General features: G+C 63.8%; 22 protein-coding genes. 13 read left to right on the top strand and 9 right to left on the bottom strand.

Annotation, left to right across the window (positions count from 1 at the left end):
• Window positions 1-129 precede the first annotated feature (129 nt).
• The gene (locus tag ACZYOF_RS22040; RefSeq protein WP_463717096.1) at window positions 130-741 is read right to left on the bottom strand and encodes a TetR/AcrR family transcriptional regulator; all 612 of its coding nucleotides are present in this window, start codon (window positions 739-741) and stop codon (window positions 130-132) included.
• Window positions 742-844: 103 nt separating this feature from the next.
• Between ACZYOF_RS22040 and ACZYOF_RS22035 the strand changes: the two genes are divergently transcribed.
• The 4 genes from ACZYOF_RS22035 (at window position 845) to ACZYOF_RS22020 (ending at window position 4,302) form a co-directional block, all read left to right on the top strand.
• A complete protein-coding gene (locus tag ACZYOF_RS22035) occupies window positions 845-1,540 on the top strand; it encodes a PspA/IM30 family protein (protein WP_463717095.1) in 696 nt (231 codons plus the stop codon).
• 42 nt (window positions 1,541-1,582) lie between these two features.
• Window positions 1,583-1,858 carry a YiaA/YiaB family inner membrane protein gene (locus tag ACZYOF_RS22030; protein WP_130580975.1) on the top strand — a complete coding sequence of 92 codons (276 nt, stop codon included), beginning with the start codon at window positions 1,583-1,585 and terminating at the stop codon, window positions 1,856-1,858.
• Window positions 1,859-2,047: 189 nt separating this feature from the next.
• Entirely contained in the window at window positions 2,048-3,106 is a 1,059-nt protein-coding gene (locus ACZYOF_RS22025; protein ID WP_463717094.1) for a hypothetical protein, read from the top strand.
• Window positions 3,103-4,302, top strand: a complete 1,200-nt coding sequence (locus ACZYOF_RS22020; RefSeq protein ID WP_463717093.1) for a hypothetical protein — start codon at window positions 3,103-3,105, stop codon at window positions 4,300-4,302. The genes ACZYOF_RS22025 and ACZYOF_RS22020 overlap by 4 nt, the downstream gene beginning before the upstream one ends.
• A 45-nt stretch (window positions 4,303-4,347) precedes the next feature.
• Here ACZYOF_RS22020 and ACZYOF_RS22015 read toward each other — a convergent pair whose 3' ends face one another.
• The 3 genes from ACZYOF_RS22015 to ACZYOF_RS22005 all read right to left on the bottom strand — a co-directional run bounded on the left by ACZYOF_RS22015 (window position 4,348) and on the right by ACZYOF_RS22005 (window position 7,521).
• On the bottom strand, window positions 4,348-4,887 hold the full coding sequence (locus ACZYOF_RS22015; RefSeq protein ID WP_463717092.1) for a hypothetical protein: 540 nt from the start codon (window positions 4,885-4,887) through the stop codon (window positions 4,348-4,350).
• Window positions 4,888-5,135: 248 nt separating this feature from the next.
• Window positions 5,136-6,542, bottom strand: coding sequence for an aldehyde dehydrogenase family protein (locus tag ACZYOF_RS22010; RefSeq protein WP_463717091.1), 1,407 nt, complete (start codon window positions 6,540-6,542; stop codon window positions 5,136-5,138).
• Between the two features lie 127 nt (window positions 6,543-6,669).
• Window positions 6,670-7,521, bottom strand: coding sequence for an SDR family NAD(P)-dependent oxidoreductase (locus ACZYOF_RS22005; protein WP_463717090.1), 852 nt, complete (start codon window positions 7,519-7,521; stop codon window positions 6,670-6,672).
• Between the two features lie 217 nt (window positions 7,522-7,738).
• Here ACZYOF_RS22005 and ACZYOF_RS22000 point away from each other — a divergent pair, with 217 nt between their 5' ends.
• The 4 genes from ACZYOF_RS22000 (at window position 7,739) to ACZYOF_RS21985 (ending at window position 12,997) form a co-directional block, all read left to right on the top strand.
• Window positions 7,739-9,235 (top strand): aldehyde dehydrogenase family protein, encoded by a 1,497-nt coding sequence (locus ACZYOF_RS22000; protein WP_463717089.1) that lies wholly within the window; start codon window positions 7,739-7,741, stop codon window positions 9,233-9,235.
• Window positions 9,236-9,407: 172 nt separating this feature from the next.
• The gene (locus ACZYOF_RS21995; protein WP_463717088.1) at window positions 9,408-10,535 is read left to right on the top strand and encodes an alkene reductase; all 1,128 of its coding nucleotides are present in this window, start codon (window positions 9,408-9,410) and stop codon (window positions 10,533-10,535) included.
• 110 nt (window positions 10,536-10,645) lie between these two features.
• Complete coding sequence (locus tag ACZYOF_RS21990) at window positions 10,646-11,128, top strand: GFA family protein (RefSeq protein ID WP_130583572.1); 483 nt, start codon at window positions 10,646-10,648, stop codon at window positions 11,126-11,128.
• A 204-nt stretch (window positions 11,129-11,332) separates the two neighbouring features.
• Window positions 11,333-12,997: a thiamine pyrophosphate-binding protein gene (locus ACZYOF_RS21985; protein ID WP_463717087.1), complete on the top strand. Its 1,665-nt coding sequence runs from the start codon at window positions 11,333-11,335 to the stop codon at window positions 12,995-12,997.
• 120 nt (window positions 12,998-13,117) lie between these two features.
• Here ACZYOF_RS21985 and ACZYOF_RS21980 read toward each other — a convergent pair whose 3' ends face one another.
• Window positions 13,118-14,506 (bottom strand): LLM class flavin-dependent oxidoreductase, encoded by a 1,389-nt coding sequence (locus tag ACZYOF_RS21980; protein ID WP_463717086.1) that lies wholly within the window; start codon window positions 14,504-14,506, stop codon window positions 13,118-13,120.
• 149 nt (window positions 14,507-14,655) lie between these two features.
• Here ACZYOF_RS21980 and ACZYOF_RS21975 point away from each other — a divergent pair, with 149 nt between their 5' ends.
• Window positions 14,656-16,041, top strand: coding sequence for a M20 family metallopeptidase (locus ACZYOF_RS21975; protein ID WP_463717085.1), 1,386 nt, complete (start codon window positions 14,656-14,658; stop codon window positions 16,039-16,041).
• A gap of 39 nt (window positions 16,042-16,080) precedes the next feature.
• On the opposite strand, the gene budC is transcribed toward ACZYOF_RS21975, so the two are convergent.
• The 4 genes from budC to ACZYOF_RS21955 all read right to left on the bottom strand — a co-directional run bounded on the left by budC (window position 16,081) and on the right by ACZYOF_RS21955 (window position 20,008).
• Window positions 16,081-16,851 carry a meso-2,3-butanediol dehydrogenase gene (gene budC / locus ACZYOF_RS21970; RefSeq protein ID WP_282528993.1) on the bottom strand — a complete coding sequence of 257 codons (771 nt, stop codon included), beginning with the start codon at window positions 16,849-16,851 and terminating at the stop codon, window positions 16,081-16,083.
• A gap of 131 nt (window positions 16,852-16,982) precedes the next feature.
• Window positions 16,983-18,491: a tripartite tricarboxylate transporter permease gene (locus tag ACZYOF_RS21965; RefSeq protein ID WP_463717084.1), complete on the bottom strand. Its 1,509-nt coding sequence runs from the start codon at window positions 18,489-18,491 to the stop codon at window positions 16,983-16,985.
• Between the two features lie 8 nt (window positions 18,492-18,499).
• Window positions 18,500-18,985, bottom strand: coding sequence for a tripartite tricarboxylate transporter TctB family protein (locus ACZYOF_RS21960; RefSeq protein WP_282528995.1), 486 nt, complete (start codon window positions 18,983-18,985; stop codon window positions 18,500-18,502).
• A gap of 51 nt (window positions 18,986-19,036) precedes the next feature.
• Complete coding sequence (locus tag ACZYOF_RS21955; protein WP_463717083.1) at window positions 19,037-20,008, bottom strand: tripartite tricarboxylate transporter substrate binding protein; 972 nt, start codon at window positions 20,006-20,008, stop codon at window positions 19,037-19,039.
• A gap of 474 nt (window positions 20,009-20,482) precedes the next feature.
• Here ACZYOF_RS21955 and ACZYOF_RS21950 point away from each other — a divergent pair, with 474 nt between their 5' ends.
• The 4 genes from ACZYOF_RS21950 to ACZYOF_RS21935 all read left to right on the top strand — a co-directional run bounded on the left by ACZYOF_RS21950 (window position 20,483) and on the right by ACZYOF_RS21935 (window position 23,773).
• A complete protein-coding gene (locus ACZYOF_RS21950) occupies window positions 20,483-21,394 on the top strand; it encodes an amino acid ABC transporter substrate-binding protein (protein ID WP_394567511.1) in 912 nt (303 codons plus the stop codon).
• A 213-nt stretch (window positions 21,395-21,607) separates the two neighbouring features.
• Window positions 21,608-22,339, top strand: coding sequence for an amino acid ABC transporter permease (locus tag ACZYOF_RS21945; protein WP_130584105.1), 732 nt, complete (start codon window positions 21,608-21,610; stop codon window positions 22,337-22,339).
• Between the two features lies 1 nt (window position 22,340).
• Window positions 22,341-23,033 (top strand): amino acid ABC transporter permease, encoded by a 693-nt coding sequence (locus tag ACZYOF_RS21940; protein ID WP_463717082.1) that lies wholly within the window; start codon window positions 22,341-22,343, stop codon window positions 23,031-23,033.
• A gap of 8 nt (window positions 23,034-23,041) precedes the next feature.
• Complete coding sequence (locus ACZYOF_RS21935) at window positions 23,042-23,773, top strand: amino acid ABC transporter ATP-binding protein (protein WP_463717081.1); 732 nt, start codon at window positions 23,042-23,044, stop codon at window positions 23,771-23,773.
• Window positions 23,774-23,813: the final 40 nt, after the last annotated feature.

The raw sequence follows: 23,813 nt of genomic DNA, 5'->3' as shown, positions 1-23,813 counted from the left end.
ATCGTGCCACAATGGCCGGCGGTGGGCGTGCTCTTGGTCGATGCTTGCATCAGACTCTCCGATGGTTCGAGTGTGGAAACCCAAACCTACCGGAAAGGGCGCGCTCACCGCCCCATGGAATCTACGACGCTACGAACTAGCCTTCGCCATCAATCCCTCGACCATGGCGCGGACGATGGAGGCGACTTCGCTGCGCAACGCTTCGATCGGCACTGCGATCAGCTTCTGCTCTAACCCCAGCGCGACTATGCCGTGGACGGCCGAGAACAGGCTGCGCGCGGTGACGCTCACGTCTTGCGGCGAGCGCGCCGGAAAGAGTGCGGCGAGCGGGTGGTAGATGTGGCGGAACAGGTCCATCTGCTCGGAGATGGCCCAGTCCGGGACCGCCTTGCCCGGTGCCATCCGGTGCTCGAACAGTGCGCGCCATAACTCGAGATTGTCGGCGGCGAAATCGCAATAGCCGACCGCGATGCGGACCAGCGTGTCGATGGGATCCGCGGGACCGTCGCGCTCTGCCGCGGTGAGGGCCGCGTCGAGCCGGGCCAGCGTGCGCGATCCTATCCGCAGGATCAGTTCGTCGACGTCCTCGACCAGATTGTAGACCGCGCCATTGGCGATGCCGATCTCGCTGGCGAGATCGCGCGTCTTCAGGCCGGCCAATCCGCCGGCGGCGATCGATCGTTCTGCCGCTTCGATCAGCCGCTCGAGGTTTTTAGCTCGTCGTTCCAAGGCCTTGGACATTTGTTAACTAAATACATGAGCGACGCTCAAGATTTTCTTGAACCACGCTCAGGTTCCCGTTACAAAGATGATGTGAGCAATGCTCATAACAGGGAGCTGGCAAATGTTCAAAACCGTTTTCACGCTTTTTCGCGGCACCGTGGCCGCGGCAGAGGAGGAGTTGCAGGATCGCTCGGCCCTCCTCATCCTCGACCAGCAGATGCGCGACGCGGCCTCGGCCGTCGACCGCTCCAAGCGGACGCTGGCGCTGGCGATTGCCGGCGACCAGCAGGAGGGCCGTCGGCTTGAGGCGACCAATGCGCGGATCGCGGATCTCGAGGCGCGGGCCACGGCCGCGCTGGAAGGTGGCCGCGAAGATCTGGCGCGGGAGGCGGCGCAGGCGATTGCCAATCTCGAAGCCGACCGCGACGCCGCGATGACCGCGCGCACGCTGTTTGGTCAGGAGATCGCGCGGTTGAAGTGCCATGTCGCCAATGCCGAGGCGCGGCTCACCGAACTCGACCGCGGCCGCCGCATCGCCCGCGCCTCGGACGCAGTGCGCTCGCTGCGCCGGAGCGGCATCGAGGCGGTGCGCCCATACGAATCCACGCTGCCGGAAGCGGAGAACACGCTGCGCAAGTTGCGCGAACGGCAGATGGAAGCCCAGGCCGCCGACGAGGCGCTGATCGAACTCGATACCGCCAGCGGACCGCTTGCCACGGCTGAGAAGCTCGCTGAGCAGGGCTTTGGGCCTCGCATGAAATCGACCGCCGACGACGTGCTCGCACGGCTCAAAGCCGGGCGTGCAGCTACTGCCTGAACCTTCAAGTCCTCAACATTGTTCATTTAAGGAGAGATTGCCATGAACCAGAACGTCCAGCCCCACAGCAATGCCTGGGTTACCTTCACCTATGCCTCCTTCCTCGGCTCCGCCTTCCTGGTCGGCGTCGGCATATTCTTCCTGCCCGTCGATCTCTGGATGAAGGGCTATCTCACCATGGGCATCGTGATGCTGGTGCAGACCTGCGTCACCCTGACCAAGACGGTTCGCGACGTCCACGAAAGCGGCAGGCTCGTGAACCGCATCGAGGACGCCAAGGCGGAACGGATCCTGATGGAAGTGTCCAAGGTGGCCTGACCAGGGCAGTTGGAGACGGACCGAACTTTTCGAGGCGGCGGATGTCTGGCATCCGCCGCTTTTTGCCGCGAGGATGCATCGATGACGGCGCACAAGGGAGCATTTACCTTCTGGCGATGAGCGCCGTCCGGCGCTCACAGCGCCTTAATGGGTGACGGGCAGTAATTGGGCCCGACAACGGGCAGCGGCATGGCGTCTTCCTGGAGCGGCATTTCGGTCTCGCGCTTGCGCGAAAGGTTTGGCAAAGCCGGCGCGGCACTGACGCGCTTGCCCGGCCACGCCACCTTCTGGCTCAAGGCGTTGTCGCAGCCAAACATCGATCTCACCTTGCGCACGCATGCGGGCCTTCGCACGCGGATCGTCGAGCGTCCGGGCAGCTCGCTGCCGCCGGAAGAATTGGAGGCACTGGCCTCGCAGCTGCGCGTCGTGGCCGCCAAGACGCTGCCGCAGGAGAGCCTGACCTACGGCATCTTCTCCGGCGAGCCAGAGCGTCTCGCGCGCGCCATCATCACGCTGATCTGTGAGGAGGAAACCGGGCGGCCGATCGCCTTCAATGCGCTGTCGGTGATGGAGGTTGAGCTCGACGGCGCGCCGATCGACGTCACCCATCTCGGCCTCGTGATGGTCGACCCCGATGTACGCGGGCAGGGGTTGTCCTGGGTGCTCTATGGCATGACCGCGCTGGTGCTGTTCGCGCGCGACGGGCTGCGTCCGAAATGGATTTCCAATGTCACGCAGGTGCCGGCGGTGGTCGGCATGGTCTGTGAGACATTTTCCGATGTCTATCCATCGCCGCTGTCAGGCGCGCGGCGGAGCTTCGCGCATCTGCAGCTCGCACGCGGGATCATGGCGCATCACCGCGCGGTGTTTGGTGTTGGCCCCGAGGCTGGCTTTGACGAGGAACGCTTCGTCATCACCGATGCCTACACCGGCGGCTCGGATGCGTTGAAGAAGAGCTTCGAGATCGCACCAAAGCACCGCAACGCGATCTATGGCGAGTTCTGCGCCCGCGAGCTCGACTATGCGCGCGGCGATGATTTGCTGCAGCTCGGCCGCATCGATCTCGCCGGCGCGCGGCGCTATCTCACGAGCGAGGTGCCGGCGGGCTCGCTGCCGGCGCTGATCGCCGCCTCCGCCGTGCTGGCGCTGCAGCGGCTGGTGTTGCCGTTCTTCCACTGGATGGATGATACGCGCGCGTTCGGCTCGCTGCGGCCGCGTTCTCGCGACCAGAAGGATGGGCGCCGATGAATCCCGGAATCATCGCCGATTCTATCGTCAATCTCTGCGGCGCGATCGGGCTCTGCGTCGCGATGATGACGTTCTACTGGCGCGACCCGAACAGCCCGCTGACGCGGCGCCTGCTGTTCGGACTCGGCGTGATCGCGCTCCTGTTCCTTGTGCGCGGCGTGGCGTGGTGGAGCGGCAGCGATGTGCTGGATCGCTTGAGCGTCATTCCGGCGGCGCTGATCCCGCTCGGCGCGCTTGTCGTGACCGAGGGGATGCTGCGGCGACATGCACCGCGCGTGGTGAAGATGCTGGCGGTGTTCGGCGGCATCCTGCTCGGCCTTGGCGGCGCGCTCGGGCTTGCCCGCTTCACGACCGCTTATGCCGTATCCCTGTCGCTATTCCAGCTTGCGGGCTTTGTCGTCTGCGCCTTGTTGCTCGCGAGCCGCGATCGCGCTTCGCTGATGGCGTCGGAAAATCGCAGCATCGGACGCCTCGCAGCCGGTGCGCTGATCGTGATTCCGTTCGTGATCACCGATTTCCGCACGCTGTTTCCGGACATCCCGGTTCGGCTCGGTGCGATCGGCGCGCTCTTGACCGTCACCGTGATCCTGATCGCAGGCGGCGGTGCCGAGACGCGGCGTCACGGGCTTGCGCTGATGACCTTAAGGCTTGGCAGCTCGGCGCTGCTCGGCATCGCCGCCGCCTTCATCGCCGGCGATGTCGATGCGGCGCAGATTGAGCGCTTCTGCGCGGTCGCGGTCGCCGGCGTGCTCACGATCGCCCTGATGACGGATGCGCTGCGCGCGGTGTTCGAGGCGCAGGAGCCGGGGGTGCTGAACGCGGCCGTGCTGTCGACGGCGAGGACGCGTGATGAATTGATCGCCGAACTGGCGCGGCATCCGATTTTCGAGCATGCCCGGCGCTACCGTGAGGTCGAGCTCGCGCATTACGATCCGTCGCTGCTGCGGGAATTGTTGGCGACGGAGCGAGTGCTGCGCCGGTCCGACGCGCCCTGGGGAGCTTCGTTTGATGATCCCGCGGTCGAGCGCGTGCTGTCGCTGATTGCAGCCAACAGCGCCACGCATGTGATCGTGCTCTCGCATGATCCGGTCGACCTGATCGTGCTCGCCGTGCCCGTCACATCAGCCGACCCCGCCACCGAAACCGCACTCGCGCTGGTGCGGAGGCTGCTGGCGCTGACGCCGGAGAGGGTGTGAGGTCGGCGGAGATCCGCCGGCCCCTTTTGGATTCTCGCTCGCCTATCAGCCGCAGACCTGCGTCGGCTGCGTGCGCCAGCCGTGCGTGGTGTGGACGCGGCGGTTCACGACGTAGCAATTGCCGTTGTCGTAATAGGTGTCGCCGTAGCCGTAGTAAGGATAGTCGTAGGCGTAGTCGTCGTAATAGTAGGGATCATAGAAGCCGCCACCGAAGCCTGTGCCGAAGGCGAAGCGCCGTCCATGGAAGCCATGGAAGCCGCGGCCGCGGAAGCCGCCACCGCGGAATCCGCCGAAGCCCTGATGAATGCCGCCGAACGTGCTGTGGAAGCCTCCGCCAGCAAAGCCGCCGCGAAAACCACCGCCGCCGAAGCCGCCACGGAATCCACCACCGCCAAATCCGCCACCGTGAAATCCACCGCCGCCAAAGCCGCCGCCAAATCCGCCACCATGGCCGCCGCCTCCACCGAAGCCGCCACCACCATGGCCGCCGCCGCCTCCGCCACCGCGCGCCAACGCTACCGTCGGCGCCGCCGCAAGACCAACCGATGCAGCCGCCAACAATGCGATAACCATCTTGCGTAACATTACACCACTCCGTCAGTATCGCACCCAGCCCGCGATAACGATCAGGTGGCGATCATTTGCGAGATCGCGATGCACACACCGCTCAACTCCGTGCGAGCGGAGTTTAAATTCTAGTTTAGAGAGAGTTGAACGGCGCAGTCGGAGTAGCGCTGTGGTATTACATCCGAAATGAAAAACGCCCGCTTCGTTGCGGGCGAAAAAAAACGACCGCGGCACGAAGGCCGCGGTCGTTTGATTTTTGGTTCGCGTTACGCCGGCGGCGCGTTGATGATCTGAAGCTGGGTGAATTCGGCAAGACCCTCTTCGGCGAATTCGGTGCCGATGCCCGACTGCTTGGCGCCGCCGAACGGGATGTTCGGGGCCATGTCGAGATGCTTGTTGATCCACACCGTGCCGGCCTCGATGCGGCTCGCGACCTTGTGAGCCCGCTCGGTATCCGACGACCAGACCGACGCGCCGAGCCCGTAATTGGTCGCGTTGGCGCGGCGGATCACATCCTCGTTGTCGGAGTATTTGATGATCGGCAGCACCGGCCCGAACTGCTCCTCGTCGACCAGCCTCGACCCCTCCTTGATGTCGCGCACCAAAGTGGGCTCGATGAAGTAGCCCGGACGGTCCATCGCCGATCCGCCGGCGATCACGTTGCCGTTCTTGTGGGCGTCCTCCAGGAACGCCTTCACCTTTTCGTACTGCATCTTGTTCTGCAGCGGACCGAGCTTGGTGCCTTGCTTGGAGCCGTCATCGACCACGGTGTTCTTCGCTATCGCGACCAATTCGTTGCAAATCTCGTCGTAGACGGATTCGTGCACATAGAGCCGCTTGATGGCGAGGCAGACCTGGCCGGAATTCTGGAACGCGCCTTCGAAGATGCCGGGCGCAACCTTCTTCGGATCGACGTCGTCGAGCACGATGCCGGCGTCGTTGCCGCCGAGCTCCAGCGTGATGCGCTTCAAGGTCTGCGCAGCGCTCGCCATCACCTTCTGCCCCGTCGCCGTTGAACCGGTGAACGAGATCTTGCGGATATCAGGGTGTTTCGTCATGTGGTCGCCGAGGTCGTTGGCGTCGGCGATCACATTGAGCACGCCCTTCGGCAGGATGTCCTGCACGAGCTCGGCAAAGCGCAGCGTCGAGAGCGGGGTGGTGGGCGCGGGCTTCACCACGAGCGTGTTGCCTGCAAGCAGGGCCGTCGGCAGCTTGAAGCTGAGGATCAGCAGCGGATAGTTCCAGGGGATGATGGCGCCGACCACGCCGAGCGGGCGGCGATAGGCTTCGACGCGGCGGTCGCCGGAATTCTCGACCACCCGCATCGGCAGATCGAGCGAGCCGAGATAACGGAAGAAGGCGGCCATGCCCATGACCTCGCCCGTCGCATCCGCCAGCGGCTTGCCCTGCTCGCTGGTCAGAATTCGCGCGAGTTCGTTGCCATTGGCCTCGATCGTCTCAGCCATCTTGATCACAAGCTTGCGGCGCTCCTCGATCGGCGCGGCGGCCCAGGCCGGGAAGGCGGCCTTGGCGGCGGCGACGGCCTGATCGAGCTGCTGCTTGGAAGCGCGCGGACATTGCGCCAGCACGTCTTCGGTCGCTGGATTGAGGACCGGCATTGTCAGATCGCCGGGTACCATCTTTCCGTCGATCAGAAGATTATAATCACTCATTGGCTTGCTCTCCCTGTGAACGGGCCCTTGGGGCCTCACCGGTTATGAACCTCGTTATATTCATGTGCATATCACGATTGCGGAAGATCGGCTATTGCCAAGATCGGACTTGACGGTGATAGGGCGACTATTTTCCCTTCACGAACGCCGCGAAGGCGTCCGCATAATCCGGATGCCAGCGCGACAGCGCGGGACGGTTCTCGACGATGTCGCCGACGGCCCAGAGGATGCGCCGCTCGTCGAGCTGCCGCGGCACGTCATTGTCGGGGCAAAGGATGTAGAAGTCGCCCGCATCCAGGCGCTCGATCATGAAGTCGATCGTCTGCTCCGACGTCCAGGCGCTGGCCGGCTTCTCGGCGCGGCCGCGTGCGGTCAGGCCGGTGAAGACGAAGCCGGGGATGAGCAGATGCGCGGTGAGGCGGCAGCCCGGCGTGTTGCGCAATTCATGCTGCAGCGCCTCGGTGAAGGCCTTCGCGCCGGCCTTGGATACGTTGTAGGCCGGATCGCCCGGAGGCGTCGTGATGCCCTGCTTGGAACCGGTGTTGATGACGAGGCCGTCGCGCCCGCGCTCGATCATGCGCGGCACGAAGGCATGCGTGCCATTGATGATGCCCCACAGGTTGACGCCCAGAATCCGCTGCCAGTTCTCGCGCGGACCGAACATCTGGCTGCCCGGCTGGATGCCGGCATTGTTCATCAGGATGTCGGTGCCGCCGAACCGCTGTTGTACGGCGCTTTCCAGCTTCACGAGATCCTCGAACCGGCTGACGTCGACGGTTTCGGTCATGATGCTGTTGGCGCCCCCGGGCGCGATCGATGACAGTTTTGTGGCGGCTTCCTGGAGGCTGATGGCACTGACGTCGGCGACGCAGACCTTCATGCCCGAAGCGGCGAAGCGCATGGCGGCGGCGAGCCCGATACCGGACGCGCCTCCAGTAATTACGGCGACATGATTTGGCGACATGGCGGGGTGGGGCATCGTCTCTCTCCGACAAATATGTGGCAGCGATCTCTAGGCTAACACGGCGGGCATGCCATGCGCGAAGGTGCATGGGAGGTCTTCATTGCCGCACTGCCCGCTATGAGGCCGGCTGCTTTACGGATTCGGGTCGCCGTTGTAGAGTTCCGCATATAACGGGTCTGAAACCGGCAAGGCCCGTCATACAAATCTCGTTCCATATCAAGGGAGTGCAAACATGGCTGTCACACAGGCAATTCCGATCACGCGTCACCCCTACGCGGACGGTTCCTACAAGAAGATGCTGATCGACGGCCAATGGGTCGATGCGGCCTCCGGTAAAAAGTTCGAGACCCACAATCCCGCGACCGGCGAATTGCTCGCGACCGTGGCCGAAGGCGACGCGGAAGACATCAACCGCGCGGTGGCAGCGGCGCGCCGGGCCTTCGAGGGCCCGTGGAGCAAGGTCAAGCCGTTCGAGCGGCAAAGCATGCTCCTGAAGCTGGCCGAACTGGTGGAGAAGAATTTCGAGGAACTGTCGCAGCTCGATACGCTCGACATGGGCGCGCCGATCAGCCGCACCCGCGGCAACCGCCTGCGGGTGCTCGGCATGCTCCGTTATTACGCCGGTCAGGCGACCGCCCTGCATGGCGAGACCATCGAGAACTCGCTGCCGGGCGAGATCTTCTCCTACACCCTGAAGGAGCCGGTCGGTGTGGTCGGCGCCATCATTCCCTGGAACGGGCCCCTGGCGGCGAGCGTCTGGAAGATCGGCCCGGCGATCGCAACCGGCTGCACGGTTGTGCTCAAGCCTGCCGAGGAAGCGCCGCTGACGTCGCTGCGGCTCGCCGAGCTCTGCATGGAAGCCGGCATTCCGCCCGGTGTCGTCAACGTGGTGCCGGGCTACGGCGAGACCGCGGGCGCAGCGCTCTCCTCGCATCCCGGCGTCGACAAGGTCGCCTTCACCGGTTCGCACGTCACGGGACAGGCGATCGTGCGGGCGTCGGCCGGCAACCTCAAGCGCGTCTCGCTCGAGCTCGGCGGCAAGTCGCCCGACATCGTGTTCGCCGATGCCGATCTCGACCAGGCGGTGCCGGGCGCGGCGATGGCGGTGTTCGCCAATTCTGGGCAGATCTGCAGCGCGGGTACGCGGCTGTTCGTCGAGCAGAAGGTCTATGACGAGTTCGTCGGCCGAGTCGCCGAATTCGGCAAGAAGCTGCAGGTCGGCAACGGCATCGACCCGAACACGCAGATCGGCCCCCTGGTGTCGCAGCAGCAGATGGAGCGTGTCAGTGGGTATCTCGAGATCGGCCAGAAGGAGGGCGCGAAGGCGGTTGCCGGCGGCGCACGGCTGACCGAAGGGCCGCTCGCCAAAGGCTATTTCGTGCAGCCCACGGTGTTCGCCAATGTGCAGGACAATATGCGCATCGCGCAGGAGGAGATCTTCGGGCCTGTCATCTCCGCAATCGCCTTCAAGGACACCGACGAATTGATCCAGCGCGCCAATGCCACGATGTTCGGGCTCGGCAGCGGTGTCTGGACCACCAATGTCAGCAAGGCGCATCAGGTTGCGCGGGCGCTGCGCGCCGGCTCGGTCTGGGTCAACTGCTACCAGGCGATGGACCCGGCGGTGCCGTTCGGCGGCTACAAGATGAGCGGCTATGGCCGTGAATCCGGCAAGCAGCATCTGGAGGAATATCTCAACGTCAAGGCGGTCTGGATCAAGACAGCCTGATACTCTTTGTTTGAGCATGATCTTTTCGGAAAACCGCGTTCCACTTTTCCGGATCATGCTGTAGCGGCGCGGTATTCTTCCGAGTGGCGGCCCTCGTGGCCGCCACTCGCTTTTCAGCGGCGCGTGCCTCCCCTATAGTGCCGGCAACGACAACACAAAATCCGGGGCAGGCATGAAATTCCCGTCGCTTTTCTCTCCTCTCAAGTTCGGTCCCTACCAGCTCCAGCATCGCGTGGCGATGGCGCCCTTGACGCGGATGCGCGCGGAAAAGCCGTCGCTGGCGCCACGGCCGCTGAACGTGGAATATTATGCTCAACGCGCCACGCCGGGTGGCCTGATCATCGCGGAAGCCTCGCCTGTGGTGAATACCGGGTTCGGCAGCCCCGGCATTCCCGGCATCTACAGCGAGCAGCAAATTGCCGGCTGGCGGAAAGTGGTCGATGCCGTGCACGCCAAGGGCGGCATCATCTTCCTGCAGCTCTGGCATGTCGGACGCGTCTCACATTCCTCGTTCCAGCCGGGCGGCGCGCTGCCGGTCGCGCCTTCCGCCGTGGCGATCTCGTCCGAATTCAAGGCGATGACGGCGGACGGCAAGGTGGTCGATTACGAGACGCCGCGCGCGCTCGAGACCTCTGAGATTCCCGGCGTGATCGAGGCCTACCGCGAAGGCGCGAAGAACGCGATGAAAGCCGGGTTCGACGGCGTCGAGATCCACGGCGCCAATGGCTATCTGATCGAGCAGTTCCTGCAGTCGCGCAGCAATCTGCGCACTGACCAGTATGGCGGGTCGATCGAGAACCGCGTGCGCTTCCTGATGGAAGTGACGAAGGCCGTGATCGAGGTGTGGGGAGCGAACCGCGTCGGCGTGCGGCTGTCGCCTTACGGCATCGCCAATGGCAGCGGCGAGGCGGACCCGATGCCGCTCTACGGCCACGCCATCAAGTCGCTCGATCCGCTCGGGCTTGCCTATCTGCACTTCATCGAGCCGCGCTCCTCCGGCGCCGGCAGCGCCGAGGTCAATCACCAGAACGTGCCGTCGGCGATGGTGCTGTACCGCCCGATGTGGAGCGGCGTCCTGATCACCGCCGGCGGCTTCACCGGCGAGACGGCGGATGCCGCAATCGCCGCGGGACACGCGGACGCAATCGCCTTCGGCCGCATCTTCATCTCCAATCCGGACCTGCCGCGCCGGCTGCAGCGCAGCTATCCGATAACGCCGTATAATCGCGCGACGTTCTACGGCGGCGAGGAGAAGGGATATACCGATTATCCCGCGCACAACGAGATGGCACAGGCGTAAACATCGCTGTCATTGCGAGCGCAGCGAAGCAATCCATGGTTCCGCGCGTGGAGAGATGGATTGCTTCGTCGCTTTCGCTCCTCGCAATGACGAGGAAACGAGAAGCGAGAATGGCCAAAGCTGCCGCTGCAGGAGGTATCGCGTCGGGCCAATGCCTGTGCGGCGCAGTTCGGCTTGAGATCGACGTGCCGGCGCGCTGGGCCTGGCACGATCATTCCGCGCCGAGCCGCCGCGCGCATGGGGCGGCCTACGCGACCTATGTCGGGAGCTGGCGCAAGCGGTTTCGCATCATCGCGGGAGAGGATGCGATCACGCGCTATGAGGATCCGGCGACGAAGACCGTGCGCAGCTTCTGCGCGACCTGCGGCACGCCGCTGTTTTACGAGCGCGCGCATTCGGCGCACATGGTGAACATTCCGCGCGCGCTGTTCTTGGGCCGTACCGGCCGGCAACCGCTCTATCACATCGCAATCGAAGAGCTGCAGGAGTGGGCCTATACCGGCGAACCGCTGGTGCCGCTGAAGGGTTATCCTGGCGTGGTCTGGCATCGCTCGAAAAAGAAGAAGCGGCCGGATCGCGAGGGGATGTTTTGATTCTTCGTAGCCCGGATGGAGCGAAGCGCAATCCGGCGACACGGTGCAAACCCCGGATTGCGCTGCGCTTCATCCGGGCTACGCCGTGTGCCCGCAAGCCTCTGCGCAAGGCAGCCATGAGCGCAGGCGCGATTGCTCGAGGCCGGCAAGTTTGGTCATGATGCCTCTTCCCGCGCGCCAATGAGCCCGAGGGTAGGAGGAGACATGAAGAATCGCATTACCGGGCGTTCGGCGTTCCTGGCGCTGTTGAAGGACGAGGGCATCACGCATCTGTTCGGCAATCCCGGCACCACCGAATTGCCGATCATGCATGCGCTGAAGGATCATCCCGACCTCACCTATGTGATGGCAATGCAGGAGAGCCTGGTGGTGGCGATGGCCGACGGGTTCAGCCGCGCCTCCGGCAAGCTCGTCGCCTGCAACGTCCATGTCGCGCCCGGGCTCGGCAACGCGATGGGCTCGTTGTTCAACGCCAAATTCACCGGCACGCCGTTGATCCTCACCGCCGGTCAGCAGGAGCAGGGTCACGGATTGACCGAGCCGGTGCTCTACGGCCCGCTGGTGCAGATGGCCGAGCCGCTGGTGAAATGGGCGGTCGAGGTGACGCGACTGGAAGACCTGCCGCGCATCGTGCGCCGCGCCGCAAAGGTCGCAACCACGCCGCCGACCGGGCCGGTGTTCATCTCGCTGCCCGGCGATATCCTCAATTCCGAAGCCGGCATCGAGCTCGGCCGCGCGACCCGCGTCGACACGCGGGTGAAGCCGTCGGATGAATCGCTGCAGGCTCTGGTCGCGCGGATCCTGAAAGCGGAGCGGCCGGTGATTGTCACCGGCGACGAGATCGTCAAAAGCGATGCGCTGCAGGAAGCCGCCGAGCTCGCGCAGGTGCTGGGCGCGCCGGCCTATCAATCGTCGACGCCCTATGGCGCGCACTTCCTCTCCGAAAGCCCGTGCTTCATGGGCGCGATCGCGCGGGTGCAGAAGCTCGCGCGCGAGACGCTGGCGCCTTACGATCTCATCATCGCACTCGGTGGCGATCCCTTGCGGATGTCGGTCTATAGCGAGGTCGATCCGCTGCCGGATGGTCTGGGTATCGTGCAGGTCGGCCTGGTCGACTGGGACCTAGCCAAGAATTACGGCGCCGAGATCGCGCTGAAGGCGGACGTGAAGGAAACCCTGCGCGCGCTGATTCCGGCGCTGAAGGCGGCCGGCGGCGCCGCGCTGGAAGCGCGGGCGAAGCAGGGCGTTGCGGCGCTGGCGTCGAAGAACTGGACTGCGAAGCGGAAGGCGCTGGTCGAGCAGATATCGAAAGCCGAGGGCACCTCGCCGATCGATCCCGACTGGCTGGCGCTGCAGGTGGTCGAGGCGATGCCTGACAATGCGATCCTGGTCGATGAAGGGCTGACCTCATCGCGCCAGATGATCGCGCTGCGCCCGCACCGCGACCGCTATGGCTATCACGCGCTCGCCTCCGGCGGCATCGGCTGGGGACTGCCGGCCTCGGTCGGCGTCAGCCTCGCCAATCCGCAGCGGCCGGTGGTGTGTTTTTCCGGCGACGGCAGCGCGATGTACTCGATCCAGTCGCTGTGGACGGCGGCCAACCACAAGCTGCCGCTGACTTTCGTCATCGTCAACAATGGCGGCTACCGCATCATCAAGCAGCGCCTGCTCGCCTTCCATGGCGATGACCATTATGTCGGCATGGACTTCGTCGATCCGGCGGTTGATTTCACCGGCGTCGCGAAGTCGCTGGGGTTGGAAGCGACACGGATCACCGATCCCCGTGAGCTGAAGGGCGCGCTGCGCTCCGCCTTCAGCCGTCCCGGCGCCAAGCTGATCGAGGTGGTGGTGAGCAACGCGGTGAATTAAGCCGCGCTCTATCAACGCGTCATTGCGAGCGGAGCGAAGCAATCCATCTCTCCGCTAGCGGAGGCATGGATTGCTTCGTCGCTACGCTCCTCGCAATGACGGTCTGAGACGGTGTCGCTCCTACTCCGCCGCCGTCGCGTGCGCCTTGATGCGGTAGCGGCCTGCGGGGTGCTCGGTGGTCAATCGCGCGCGGCCCGCGCCGAACAGTTTCTCGCGCAGCGTGCCCTGCGCATAGTCCTGCTTGTATCGGCCCCGGCGGGTCAATTCCGGCACCAGCATGTCGGCGATATCCTCGAAATCGCCGGGTGAGATCGCAAAGGCAACATTGAGGCCGTCGACGTCGGTCTGCTCGAACCAGCGCTCGATATCATCGGCGACCTTTTCCGGCGTGCCGACCATGACCGGGCCGATGCCGCCGATGCCGACATGCTCGGCGACCTCGCGCACGCTCCAGATGCGATCGGGATCGGCGCGGGTGATGTTGTCCATCGCGGTGCGGCCGGCGTCGTTATGGACATGGCGGACCTCCTGGTCGAGGCCGTAGGTGGAGAAATCGACACCGGTCCAGCCGGACATCAAGGTCAGCGCGCCCTCATGGCTGATGTGGCGGCGATAGTCGGCATATTTCGCTGACGCCTCGGCCTCGGTGTGGCCGAGGATAACCGTCATCATGCTGAACATCAGGACCTCGGCCGGATTCCGTCCCTTCTGCTCGGCGAGCTCGCGGATGGCGGAGACCCGCGGCGCGATCACCTTGGCCGATGGTCCGGACATGAACACGCATTCGGCGTGCTCCGCGGCGAACTGCCGGCCGCGCGGCGACGTGCCGGCCTGATAGAGCACCGGCGTGCGCTGCAGGGACGGCTCGCTCAAATGCAGCGCGTTGAGGCGGAAGTTCTTGCCCTCGTGCCTGACCGGATGCACCTTCGCGGGATCGGCGAAGATGCTGCGCGCACGATCGCGGATCGCGGCGTCGTCCTCCCAGCACCCTTCCCAGAGCTTGTAGACCACTTCCATATATTCGTCGGCGACGTCGTAACGGTCGTCATGTGCCGTCTGCTTGTCCTTGCCGGCGCCGCGCGCGGCGGAGTCGAGATAGCCGGTCACCACGTTCCAGCCGACACGGCCCTCGGTCAGATGATCGAGCGTCGACATCCGCCGCGCGAAGGTGTAGGGGGGCTCGAAGGAGAGGTTGCTGGTGACGCCGAAGCCGAGATGCTTCGTCACCGCGGCCATCGCCGGAACCAGCAGCAGGGGATCGTTCACCGGCGTCTGCGCGGCGTTGCGCAGCGCAGCATCCGGGCCGCCGCCGAACACGTCATAGACGCCGAGCACGTCGGCGAGGAACAGGCCGTCGAACCGGCCGCGCTCCAGCGTCTTCGCGAGATCGAGCCAGTAGGGCAGCCGGTTATACTCCGCGGTGCGGTCGCGCGGATGGGTCCACAATCCCGGCGACTGATGCGCCACGCAGTTCATGGCAAAGGCGTTGAGCCGGATTTGTTTGGTCATGTGCTAAGCTTTCGATACTTACTTTGTGGCGTGCCGAATGCAATTTTAGCAGAGCCCGGCATCGCTGCGCCACTTCCAGCATAGGGCGTATCCCGATAATGAGGTCGAGAGAATAATTCGATCGACTAGGTGCGGCGAAAGGGAAAGTTATGGCTGACAGGGGTGATGCGATCGCTCGCGTCCGACAGCATTTTCAATCGGGCGAGTTTCTTCGCGAACTCGACCAACGTATCGGCTACCGGACCGAAAGCCAGAATCCCGGCAGCGGCGCCGCGCTGCGCGGCTATCTGACTGATAATCTGCAGCCAGCGCTGGCCGAACTCGATTTCAAGACGCGTTTGATCGAGTCGCCGACGGGCAAGGGTCCGTATCTGCTGGCCGAATATCTCGAGGACGCCTCGCGGCCGACCGTGCTCACCTACGGCCATGGCGATGTCATCGACGGCATGATCGGCGAATGGCGCGATAATCTCGACCCCTGGAAGACCACGATCAAGGGCAACCGCGTCTATGGCCGCGGCACCGCCGACAACAAGGGTCAGCACAGCATCAATATCGCGGCGCTGCGCGCGGTGCGGGAGACCCGCGGCGGCAGGCTCGGCTTCAACGCGAAGTTCATCATCGAAACCGGGGAGGAGATCGGCTCGCCGGACCTGCGGGCGGTCTGCGAAGCGCATCGCGAGGAACTCAAGGCCGATCTGTTCCTGGCATCCGATGGGCCGCGGCTTTCGGCCGAGCGGCCCACGATTTTCCTCGGTTGCCGCGGCGGCCTGCGCATCCATCTCGATGTCAACCTGCGCGAGGGCGGGCATCATTCCGGCAATTGGGGCGGCGTGCTCGCCAATCCCGCGACGATCTTGGCGAACGCGATTGCGAGCCTGGTCGACAGCAAGGGGCGGATGAAGCTGGAGGCGTTGAAGCCGCCGCCGATCTCGAATCGGGTCTGCGCCACGTTGGCGGACGTGAAGGTCGAGCCGAGCGCGGACGAGCCGGCGCTGTCGCCGGACTGGGGCGAGGAGGGGCTGTCGCCCGCCGAGCGGCTCTATGCCTGGAACACGCTGGAAGTGCTGGCGATGTCGGCGGGCAATATCGCAAGTCCGGCGAATGCGATTCCCGGAAAGGCGAATGCCGTGCTGCAGCTTCGCTTCGTCGTCGGCACGAAGATTGGCGAGGTCGTCGATGCCGTGCGTGCGCATCTCCATGCCAACGGCTTTCCGATGGTCGAGGTCAGCGACGCGCAACGCTTTGCGGCGTCGCGGACCGACATGGACAGTCCCTGGATCGACTGGACCGCGGGCTCGATCCGCAAGACCACCGGCAAGGCGCCGGCGGTGCTGCCGAATTTCGGCGGCTCGCTACCGAACGACGTGTTTTCGGAAGGTCTGGGCTTGCCGACGATCTGGGTGCCGCATTCCTATCCCGGCTGCTCGCAGCACGCACCCGACGAGCACATTCTGCTGCCGGTGACGGAAGAGGCGCTCATGATCATGGCCGGCCTGTTCTGGGATCTCGGCGAGATGGCGAGGGCGCTGTGATCGCCGCCGATGTACCGAGCGGGTTCTGCATAGGACGGTCTATATGAAGGATGCCGAGCCCGTCGATACGCTGACGCCGCCATCGATCACCAGGTTTACGCCATTTACAAAGCTCGCATCATCACTGGCAAGAAACGCGATGACACCAGCAACTTCTTCCGGCTGGGCTGCCCGTCCCAGGGGAATGCGTTCTTGTAGCCGTTGAAGCACGTCAGGGAAGCGTTCGAAGACGCGCATCGTCAGGTCGGTGAATATGGTGCCTGGGCAGACCGCATTGATGCGTACTCCCTTCTCGGCAAATTCGAGAGCCAGACTCCGCGTGAGGTTGCTGACCGCGCCTTTCGTGGCGTTGTAAAAGCTGAGCCCGCGGTCGCCGCCAAGTCCCGAAATGGATGACACGTTGATGATCGAGCCTTTGCTCTCGATAAGATGAGCAAGCGTCGCCCGCGTTACGTTGAGGACCCCATCGACGTTGACCGCGAAGACCTCACGCCAACCCTGGGTGGGCAGATCGAGGAAAGCGCCGGCAGTTGCCGTTCCGGCATTGTTGACGACAATGTCGATCTTGCCGAGTCTGCGGACGACATCGGTGACGAGGTCTTCAACCGCATTCGCGTTGGAGACATCAGCCGGCCGGATCATGCAGCGATCGGCTGTCAAGGTTGCGGCGACGTCCTGCAATTTGGACGCTCGGCGTCCGTTCAATACGACGGTCGCTCCTTCCTCATGAAATCGGCGTGCGGTCGCCGCGCCGATACCGCTTCCAGCGCCGGTGACGATGACCACCTTGCCGTCGAACCTTGGGGACATAGCTCGTGAACTCCACCTGGTACAACCGATGCGTCGGTGGATGCTGGGGAGCTCCGATTGCAGTTGTGTTTCAGTGGAGACATACTTGGCTACATTTGAAGGCGATCACGATTGGTTGGGCCCTGTGGAGCTCACGCGCCCTCATCCAGCGCGACCAACTCGCGTTTCCTGCGCAGCGCTGGCAGCAGTGGCCCGATCAGCAGCACCACCGCCAGCGCCAGACATGCCGCCGAGATCGGCCGCTGCACGAAGGTCATCAGGTCGCCTTGCGACAGGATCAGCGACTTGCGCAGATTGTTTTCCAGCATCGGGCCGAGCACGAAGGCGAGCACCAGCGGCGCCGGCTCGTAGCCGAGCTTACGCATGAAATAGCCGATCACGCCGAAGGCGATCATCACATAGACATCGAAGACATTGTTGCTGGAGCAATAGACGCCGATGATCGTGAACAGGATGATCAGCGGGAACAGGACGTTATATGGCAATTTCAAGAGCTGCACCCACATCCCGATCATCGGCAGGTTGAGCACGAGCAGCATCAGGTTGCCGATATACATGCTGGCGACGATGCCCCAGAACAGTCCGGGGTTCTGCGTGATCAGGAGCGGGCCCGGTTGCAGGCCGTGAATCACGAAAGCGCCGAGCAACAGCGCCATCACCACGTTCGGCGGGATGCCGAGCGTCATCAGCGGAATGAAGGCGCCACCGGCGGCAGCATTGTTCGCCGATTCCGGGCCGGCGACGCCCTCGATGGCGCCCTTGCCGAACCGCTCCGGCGTCTTGGAAAGGCGCTTCTCCAGTGCGTAGGATGCAAACGAGGCGACGACCGCGCCGCCGCCCGGCAGGATGCCGAGGAAGAATCCAAGGATCGTCCCGCGCGACACGGGTCCGGCGCTGGCCTTCCAGTCCGCTTTGTTCGGCAGAAGGTGCGTGATTTTGGTGTTGATGACGTCGCGCTTGATCGCCTGCTCGGTGTTGAGCAGCACTTCGGCGATGCCGAACAGCCCCATCACAACAGGCACGAGCCCGATGCCGTCGATCAGCTCCACGCGGCCGAACGTCAGCCGCGGCATCGCGGTGATGCTGTCGAGTCCGACCAGTCCGAGCACGACGCCGATGCAGGCCATCAGCAGCGCCTTGGCCATCGATCCCTGCGTCAGGAAGGTCAGGACCACCAGTCCCAGCACCATCAGCGAGAAATATTCGGCCGGACCGAATGCGATCGCGACGCTGGCGAGCTTTGGCGCGACCAGCATCAGCGCGATCAGGGCAAACGTGCCGGCGATGAACGAGCCGAATGCGGAAATGCCGAGCGCGGGGCCGGCGCGGCCCTGCTTGGCCATCTCGTGGCCGTCGATGCAGGTGACGACGGAGGCGGCTTCGCCGGGGATGTTGACCAGGATCGAGGTGGTGGAGCCGCCATACATCGAGCCGTAATAGATGCCGGCCATCATGATGATGCCGGATTCCGGCGTGCCCGACAGCGTCACCGGCAACAGCAGCGACATCGCCGAGATCGGGCCGATGCCGGGCAGCACGCCGACCAGGGTGCCGATGAAGACGCCGATGAAGCAATAGAGCAGGTTGACCGGCAGAAGCGCGACGCCGAACCCGTGGGCGACGTTCAGGATTGTTTCCATGGGCGCGCTCAGCCGATCTCGAATACGCCCGAAGGCAGTTGAATGCCAAGCAGATGCTTGAGCACCCACCACATGCCGAGCGGGGACATGATCGACAGCGGAATGGTCAACGACCATCGCACGGGATCGATCACACGGAGCAGCAGCACCATCAGCGGAATCGCCGACAGCAGAAAGCCGAACGTGTCGAGCGCGAACGAGAACAATGTGAGGCAGGCGATGATCAGAAGCGGCTTGCTCCAGCGCGTGTTCTCCCAGCGCGAGGCCAAAGTCGGCCCGCCTTCGGTGACGGCAGAGACAATGATCGTGAGAGCGAACAGGCAGATCAGGATGCCGGTGTAGAACAGCACGTAGCCGGAACCGGGATCGTTGATGGTGCCGAGCTTGAGCCTCACACCCGACCAGATCACAAAGCCGCCGAAGGCCAAGCCAATCAGCCCGCCCCAGAGCTCGGAATTGCTGAGGCGGAATTTTACGTTCGCGTCGTTGCTCATGTCGTGCGTCCAGATGCTCGCGCTGCCACCGGCGTTGCCCTGTGCGAGGGGCTAGTTCGTCTTCTTCGCGAGACCGAGCGACTCGATCACCTTGCGCTCTGACGCGGTGACCTCGACGACGAATTTCTTGTAGTCCTCGGTGTTCTTGTAGTTCGGCACCATGTCGTATTTGGCGAGCGTTGCGATCACGGCCGGGTCCTCGATCGCCTGCTTGAAGGCGTCGTGCAGCTTGGCCACGATCTTGGGATCCATGCCCTTCGGCCCGGCGATGCCGAACGGGGAGTCATAGACCATGGAATAGCCGAGCTCCTTCAGCGTCGGCACGTCGGGATAGTTCGGCGAGCGCGCGCCGGTCCACACCATCAACAGGCGCAGTTTTCCGGCATCGACCAGCGGCCGCCAGCCGGTGGAATCCGCTTGCAGCATAGTGTGCTGGCCGAGCACCGCGGCATTGGTCTCCGCGCCGCCCTTGAACGGCACCTGCGTCAGCTTGATGCCGGCCAGAGCCGCGATCTGCTCCATGCCGATATGCAGCGAGGTGCCGGCGCCCGGCGTCGCATAGGTGACCTTGCCGGGATTCTTCTTGGCAAAATCGATCACGTCCTGCCAGGTCTTGAACGGACCTTCGGCGCTGGTCGTGACGCCAAAGGTGTAGCCGGTGAGGTGGACGATATAGCTGAAATCCTTGGCCGGATCCCAGGACACTTCCTGCATCAAGGGCAGGCGGAACACGGTGATCGGAATCTGCGCGATGGTGTAGCCGTCCGGCTTCGCGGCGGCCGCCATGGTGGCCGGGCCGACCGTGCCGCCGCCGCCGGCCTTGTTGTCGATCGCGATCGGCTGGCCCAGGATCTTCGAGGCGCTGTCGGCGATGGCGCGCATCGAGATGTCGGTCGATCCTCCTGCCGGCCACGGCACGATCAGCGTGATTGGTTTTGTCGGATATTCCTGGGCGGTGGCGGAAGTCGCCATCAGCATCCCGATGGCCGCGACTGCAAGCATCAAACGACTGTAACGAGGCATCTACAACTCCCTCTGCGGTCCCGTTGGCCGGGCCGGATTTGTTTTCTCTTTGATGCGGCGATCTTTCCTGAAAACGAAACAGAAGAAAAGCGTGTTGGGGGGAAGGTTTGTCGATGCCGCCGGATGAAACGGCACGTGCGACAATTCGCCTACCGTGGTATGCCGAGCTGCGGAATTGGAGCGGCGGCCCGCGGGCGCGAATGCCGGCAGGTGGGGGCAACCTCTGCGGGCGGGACGGGAGACAATCGAGACTAAAGTATGCCCGCTCTATTTTCTCGCCTACGAGTATGATTTCCTTTGCACGCCGGGGACATGGGCTGATAGCTGCGGCAACAGGGGGCGCAAGAGTTACGACGATGGCGAAGCTCGGTCATTTTGCGATGAGCGAGACATCCAGAGCCGTGTCGCGGCCACGTTGCGCCGGCTGACAGACATTCTGACACAATCGAACCTATCCAACCGAGGAGACCACGCATGAAACGCCTTCTTTCGATCGGCTTCGCGCTCGCCACCGCGCTCGGCGCGGCTGAGGCCGGCGCCCAGGAGCTGACGGGGACGTTGAAGAACATCAAGGAGACCGGCACGATCACGCTCGGCCACCGCGACTCCTCGATCCCCTTCTCCTATCTCGACGACAACCAGAAGCCGATCGGCTACGCGATGGACATCTGCTACAAGATCGTCGACGCCGTGAAAAAGGAACTGAAGCTCGACAAGCTCGAGGTGAAGCTCAACCCGGTGACGTCATCGACCCGCATCCCGCTGCTCGCCAACGGCACCATCGATCTCGAATGCGGTTCGACCACCAATAATGCCGAGCGGCAGAAGCAGATTTCCTTCACCAACACCCATTTCCTCACCGCGAGCCGCTACGTCTCGAAGAAGTCGAGCAAGATCAATTCGATCGACGATCTCAAGGGCAAGCCCGTGGTGTCAACCGCCGGCACCACCAACATCAAGCAGCTCACCGAGGCCAATGCCGCGCGCGGGCTGAACGTCAACATCATCCCGGCCAAGGACCATGCGGAAGCATTCCTGATGGTCGAGACCGACCGCGCGGTCGCCTTCGTGATGGACGATATCCTGCTCGCAAGCCTGGTTGCGGGGTCGAAGGCGCCGGACGACTACGTCATCTCGAAGGACGCATTCTCGAAGCCCGAGCCGTACGGCATCATGCTGCGCAAGGACGATCCGGCCTTCAAGAAGGTGGTCGATGCGGCAACCGCCGCGCTCTACACCGGCGGCGAGGGCCAGAAGATCTACGACAAGTGGTTCACGCAGAAGGTCCCCCCGAAGGGGCTGAACCTGAATACGCCGATCTCGGCCGAGCTGAAGAACGAGTTCGCCAAGCCGTCGGACTCGCCGGATCCGGATTCGTATAAGTAGACGTAGCTCTAGACCCTCATGGTGAGGAGGCGCTCTTGCGCCGTCCGAACCATGAGGCCCCACCGTGGCCTCATCCTTCGAGACGCGGCGAAGACGCCGCTCCCCAGGATGAGGAGTGAGAGCTTCGGGATGAGGGACAGGCAGGGACTCGGCCATCTCAGGTGGCCCGGCCATTGCATGGGCGGGGCGGACGTATAGCGGAACGGGGGAGCTTTGAACTACCACTGGAACTGGCAGATCTTCTTCGAGCCGAATCCGACCGGCAGCGGCACCTATCTCGACATGCTGCTGTCAGGGTTGGCGCTGACGATCAAGACCGCGCTCATGGCCTGGATCATCGCGCTGGTGTTCGGCTCGGTGGTCGGCGTGCTGCGCACGCTGCCGTCGAAGGTCGCGGGCTGGATCGGCTTCTGTTATGTCGAATTCTTCCGCAACATGCCGCTGCTGGTGCAGCTCTTCCTGTGGTTCTTCGTGCTGCCGGAACTGTTGCCGCGCGCGGCGGGGCTGTGGCTGAAGCAAATGCCGAATGCGCCGTTCTGGACGGCCTCGATCGGGGTCGGGCTGTTCATGTCGGCGCGCGTTGCCGTGCAGCTTGCCGCCGGTATTGCCTCGCTGCCGCGGGGGCAGAAGCAGGCGGCGACCGCGCTCGGGCTGACGACGGCACAGACCTATCGCTACGTGCTATTGCCGATGGCCTATCGGATCATCCTGCCGCCGCTGACCTCCGAATTCCTCAACACCGTGAAGAACACGGCCGTGGCGATCACCATCGGGCTGATCGAATTGACCGGGCAGGCGCGCGCGATGCAGGAATTCTCGTTCCAGGTGTTCGAGGCCTTCACGGCCGCGACCATCATGTATCTCCTGGTCAATATCGTCGTCGTCACCGGCATGCGCTTCCTGGAACGCAAGGTCGCGATCCCCGGCTATATCGCGGGGAAATAGCATGCTCGGCAGCTTCGATTTCGATGTCATCCGCCGCTCGCTGCCCTATCTCTTCGTCGACGGCATGACGTTCACGCTGACGCTGACGGCGCTGTCGGCGCTGGGTGGATTGGTGTTCGGCACGCTGATCGCGCTGATGCGCTTGTCCGGCTTCCAGCTGCTCGGCCGCATCGCCGGGCTCTATGTCGACTTCATGCGCTCGCTGCCGCTGGTGCTCGTGATCTTCTGGTTCTACTTCCTGGTGCCCTATATCGGGCAGTGGCTGACCGGCGCGTCGCGCCCGATCAGCGTCGGCGCGTTCGCCTCCTCGCTCATCACCTTCATCATGTTCGAGGCCGCCTATTTCTCCGAGATCATGCGCGCCGGAATCCAGTCGATCTCGCGCGGCCAGCCGGCGGCGGCAAGCGCGCTCGGCCTGACCTACGCGCAGAGCATGCGCTACGTCGTGCTGCCGCAGGCGTTCCGCAACATGCTGCCGGTGCTGCTCACCCAGACCATCGTGCTGTTCCAGGACACCTCGCTGGTCTACGTGCTGTCGATCCCGGATTTCCTCGGCGCCGCCAGCAAGGTGGCGCAGCGCGACGGCCGGCTGGTCGAGATGTATCTGTTCGCGGCAGTGGTCTATTTCACCATCTCCTGTCTTGCCTCCTTCGGCGTCCGCCGCCTCCAGGCGCGCATCGCCATCGTCAGGTAACCAATCGCATGATCGAACTTCGTCACGTCGACAAATGGTACGGGCCGACCTTCCAGGTGCTCAAGGACTGCACCACCAGCGTCGCCAAGGGCGAGGTCGTGGTGGTCTGTGGCCCCTCCGGATCGGGCAAGTCGACGCTGATCAAATGCGTCAACGCGCTGGAGCCGATTCAGGGCGGCGAGATCATCCTTGACGGCATCAAGGTCAACGATCCCAAGACCAACCTGCCGAAACTGCGCGCGCGCGTCGGCATGGTGTTCCAGCACTTCGAACTGTTTCCGCATTTGCGGATCATCGACAATCTCTGCCTGGCGCAGGAGAAGGTGCTGGGCCGCAAACACGACGAGGCAGTGGCAAAGGCCGTGAAGTTGCTCGATCGCGTCGGGCTGAAGGAGCATGCGAAGAAATATCCGGCGGAGCTTTCGGGCGGGCAGCAGCAGCGCGTCGCGATCGCGCGGGCGCTGGCGATGGACCCCGTCGCGATGCTGTTCGACGAGCCGACCTCGGCGCTCGATCCGGAAATGATCAGCGAAGTGCTCGACGTGATGGTCGATCTCGCGCGCGAGGGCATGACCATGATGGTCGTCACCCACGAAATGGGCTTTGCCAGCAAGGTCGCCCATCGCGTGATCTTCATGGACCAGGGCGAGATCGTCGAAGATGCGTTGAAGGCCGATTTCTTCGGCAAGCCGCGCAGCGACCGCGCGCAGAAGTTTCTGTCGAAGATTTTGCAGCATTAGCCCCCCGCTGTCATTCCGGGTTCGCGCTTCGCGCGCCCCG

The organism is Bradyrhizobium sp. LeoA1Lang, from assembly GCF_055413685.1.
The sequence above is the reverse complement of the archived record's forward strand: the minus strand, read 5'-3'. Positions and strand labels throughout refer to the sequence as shown.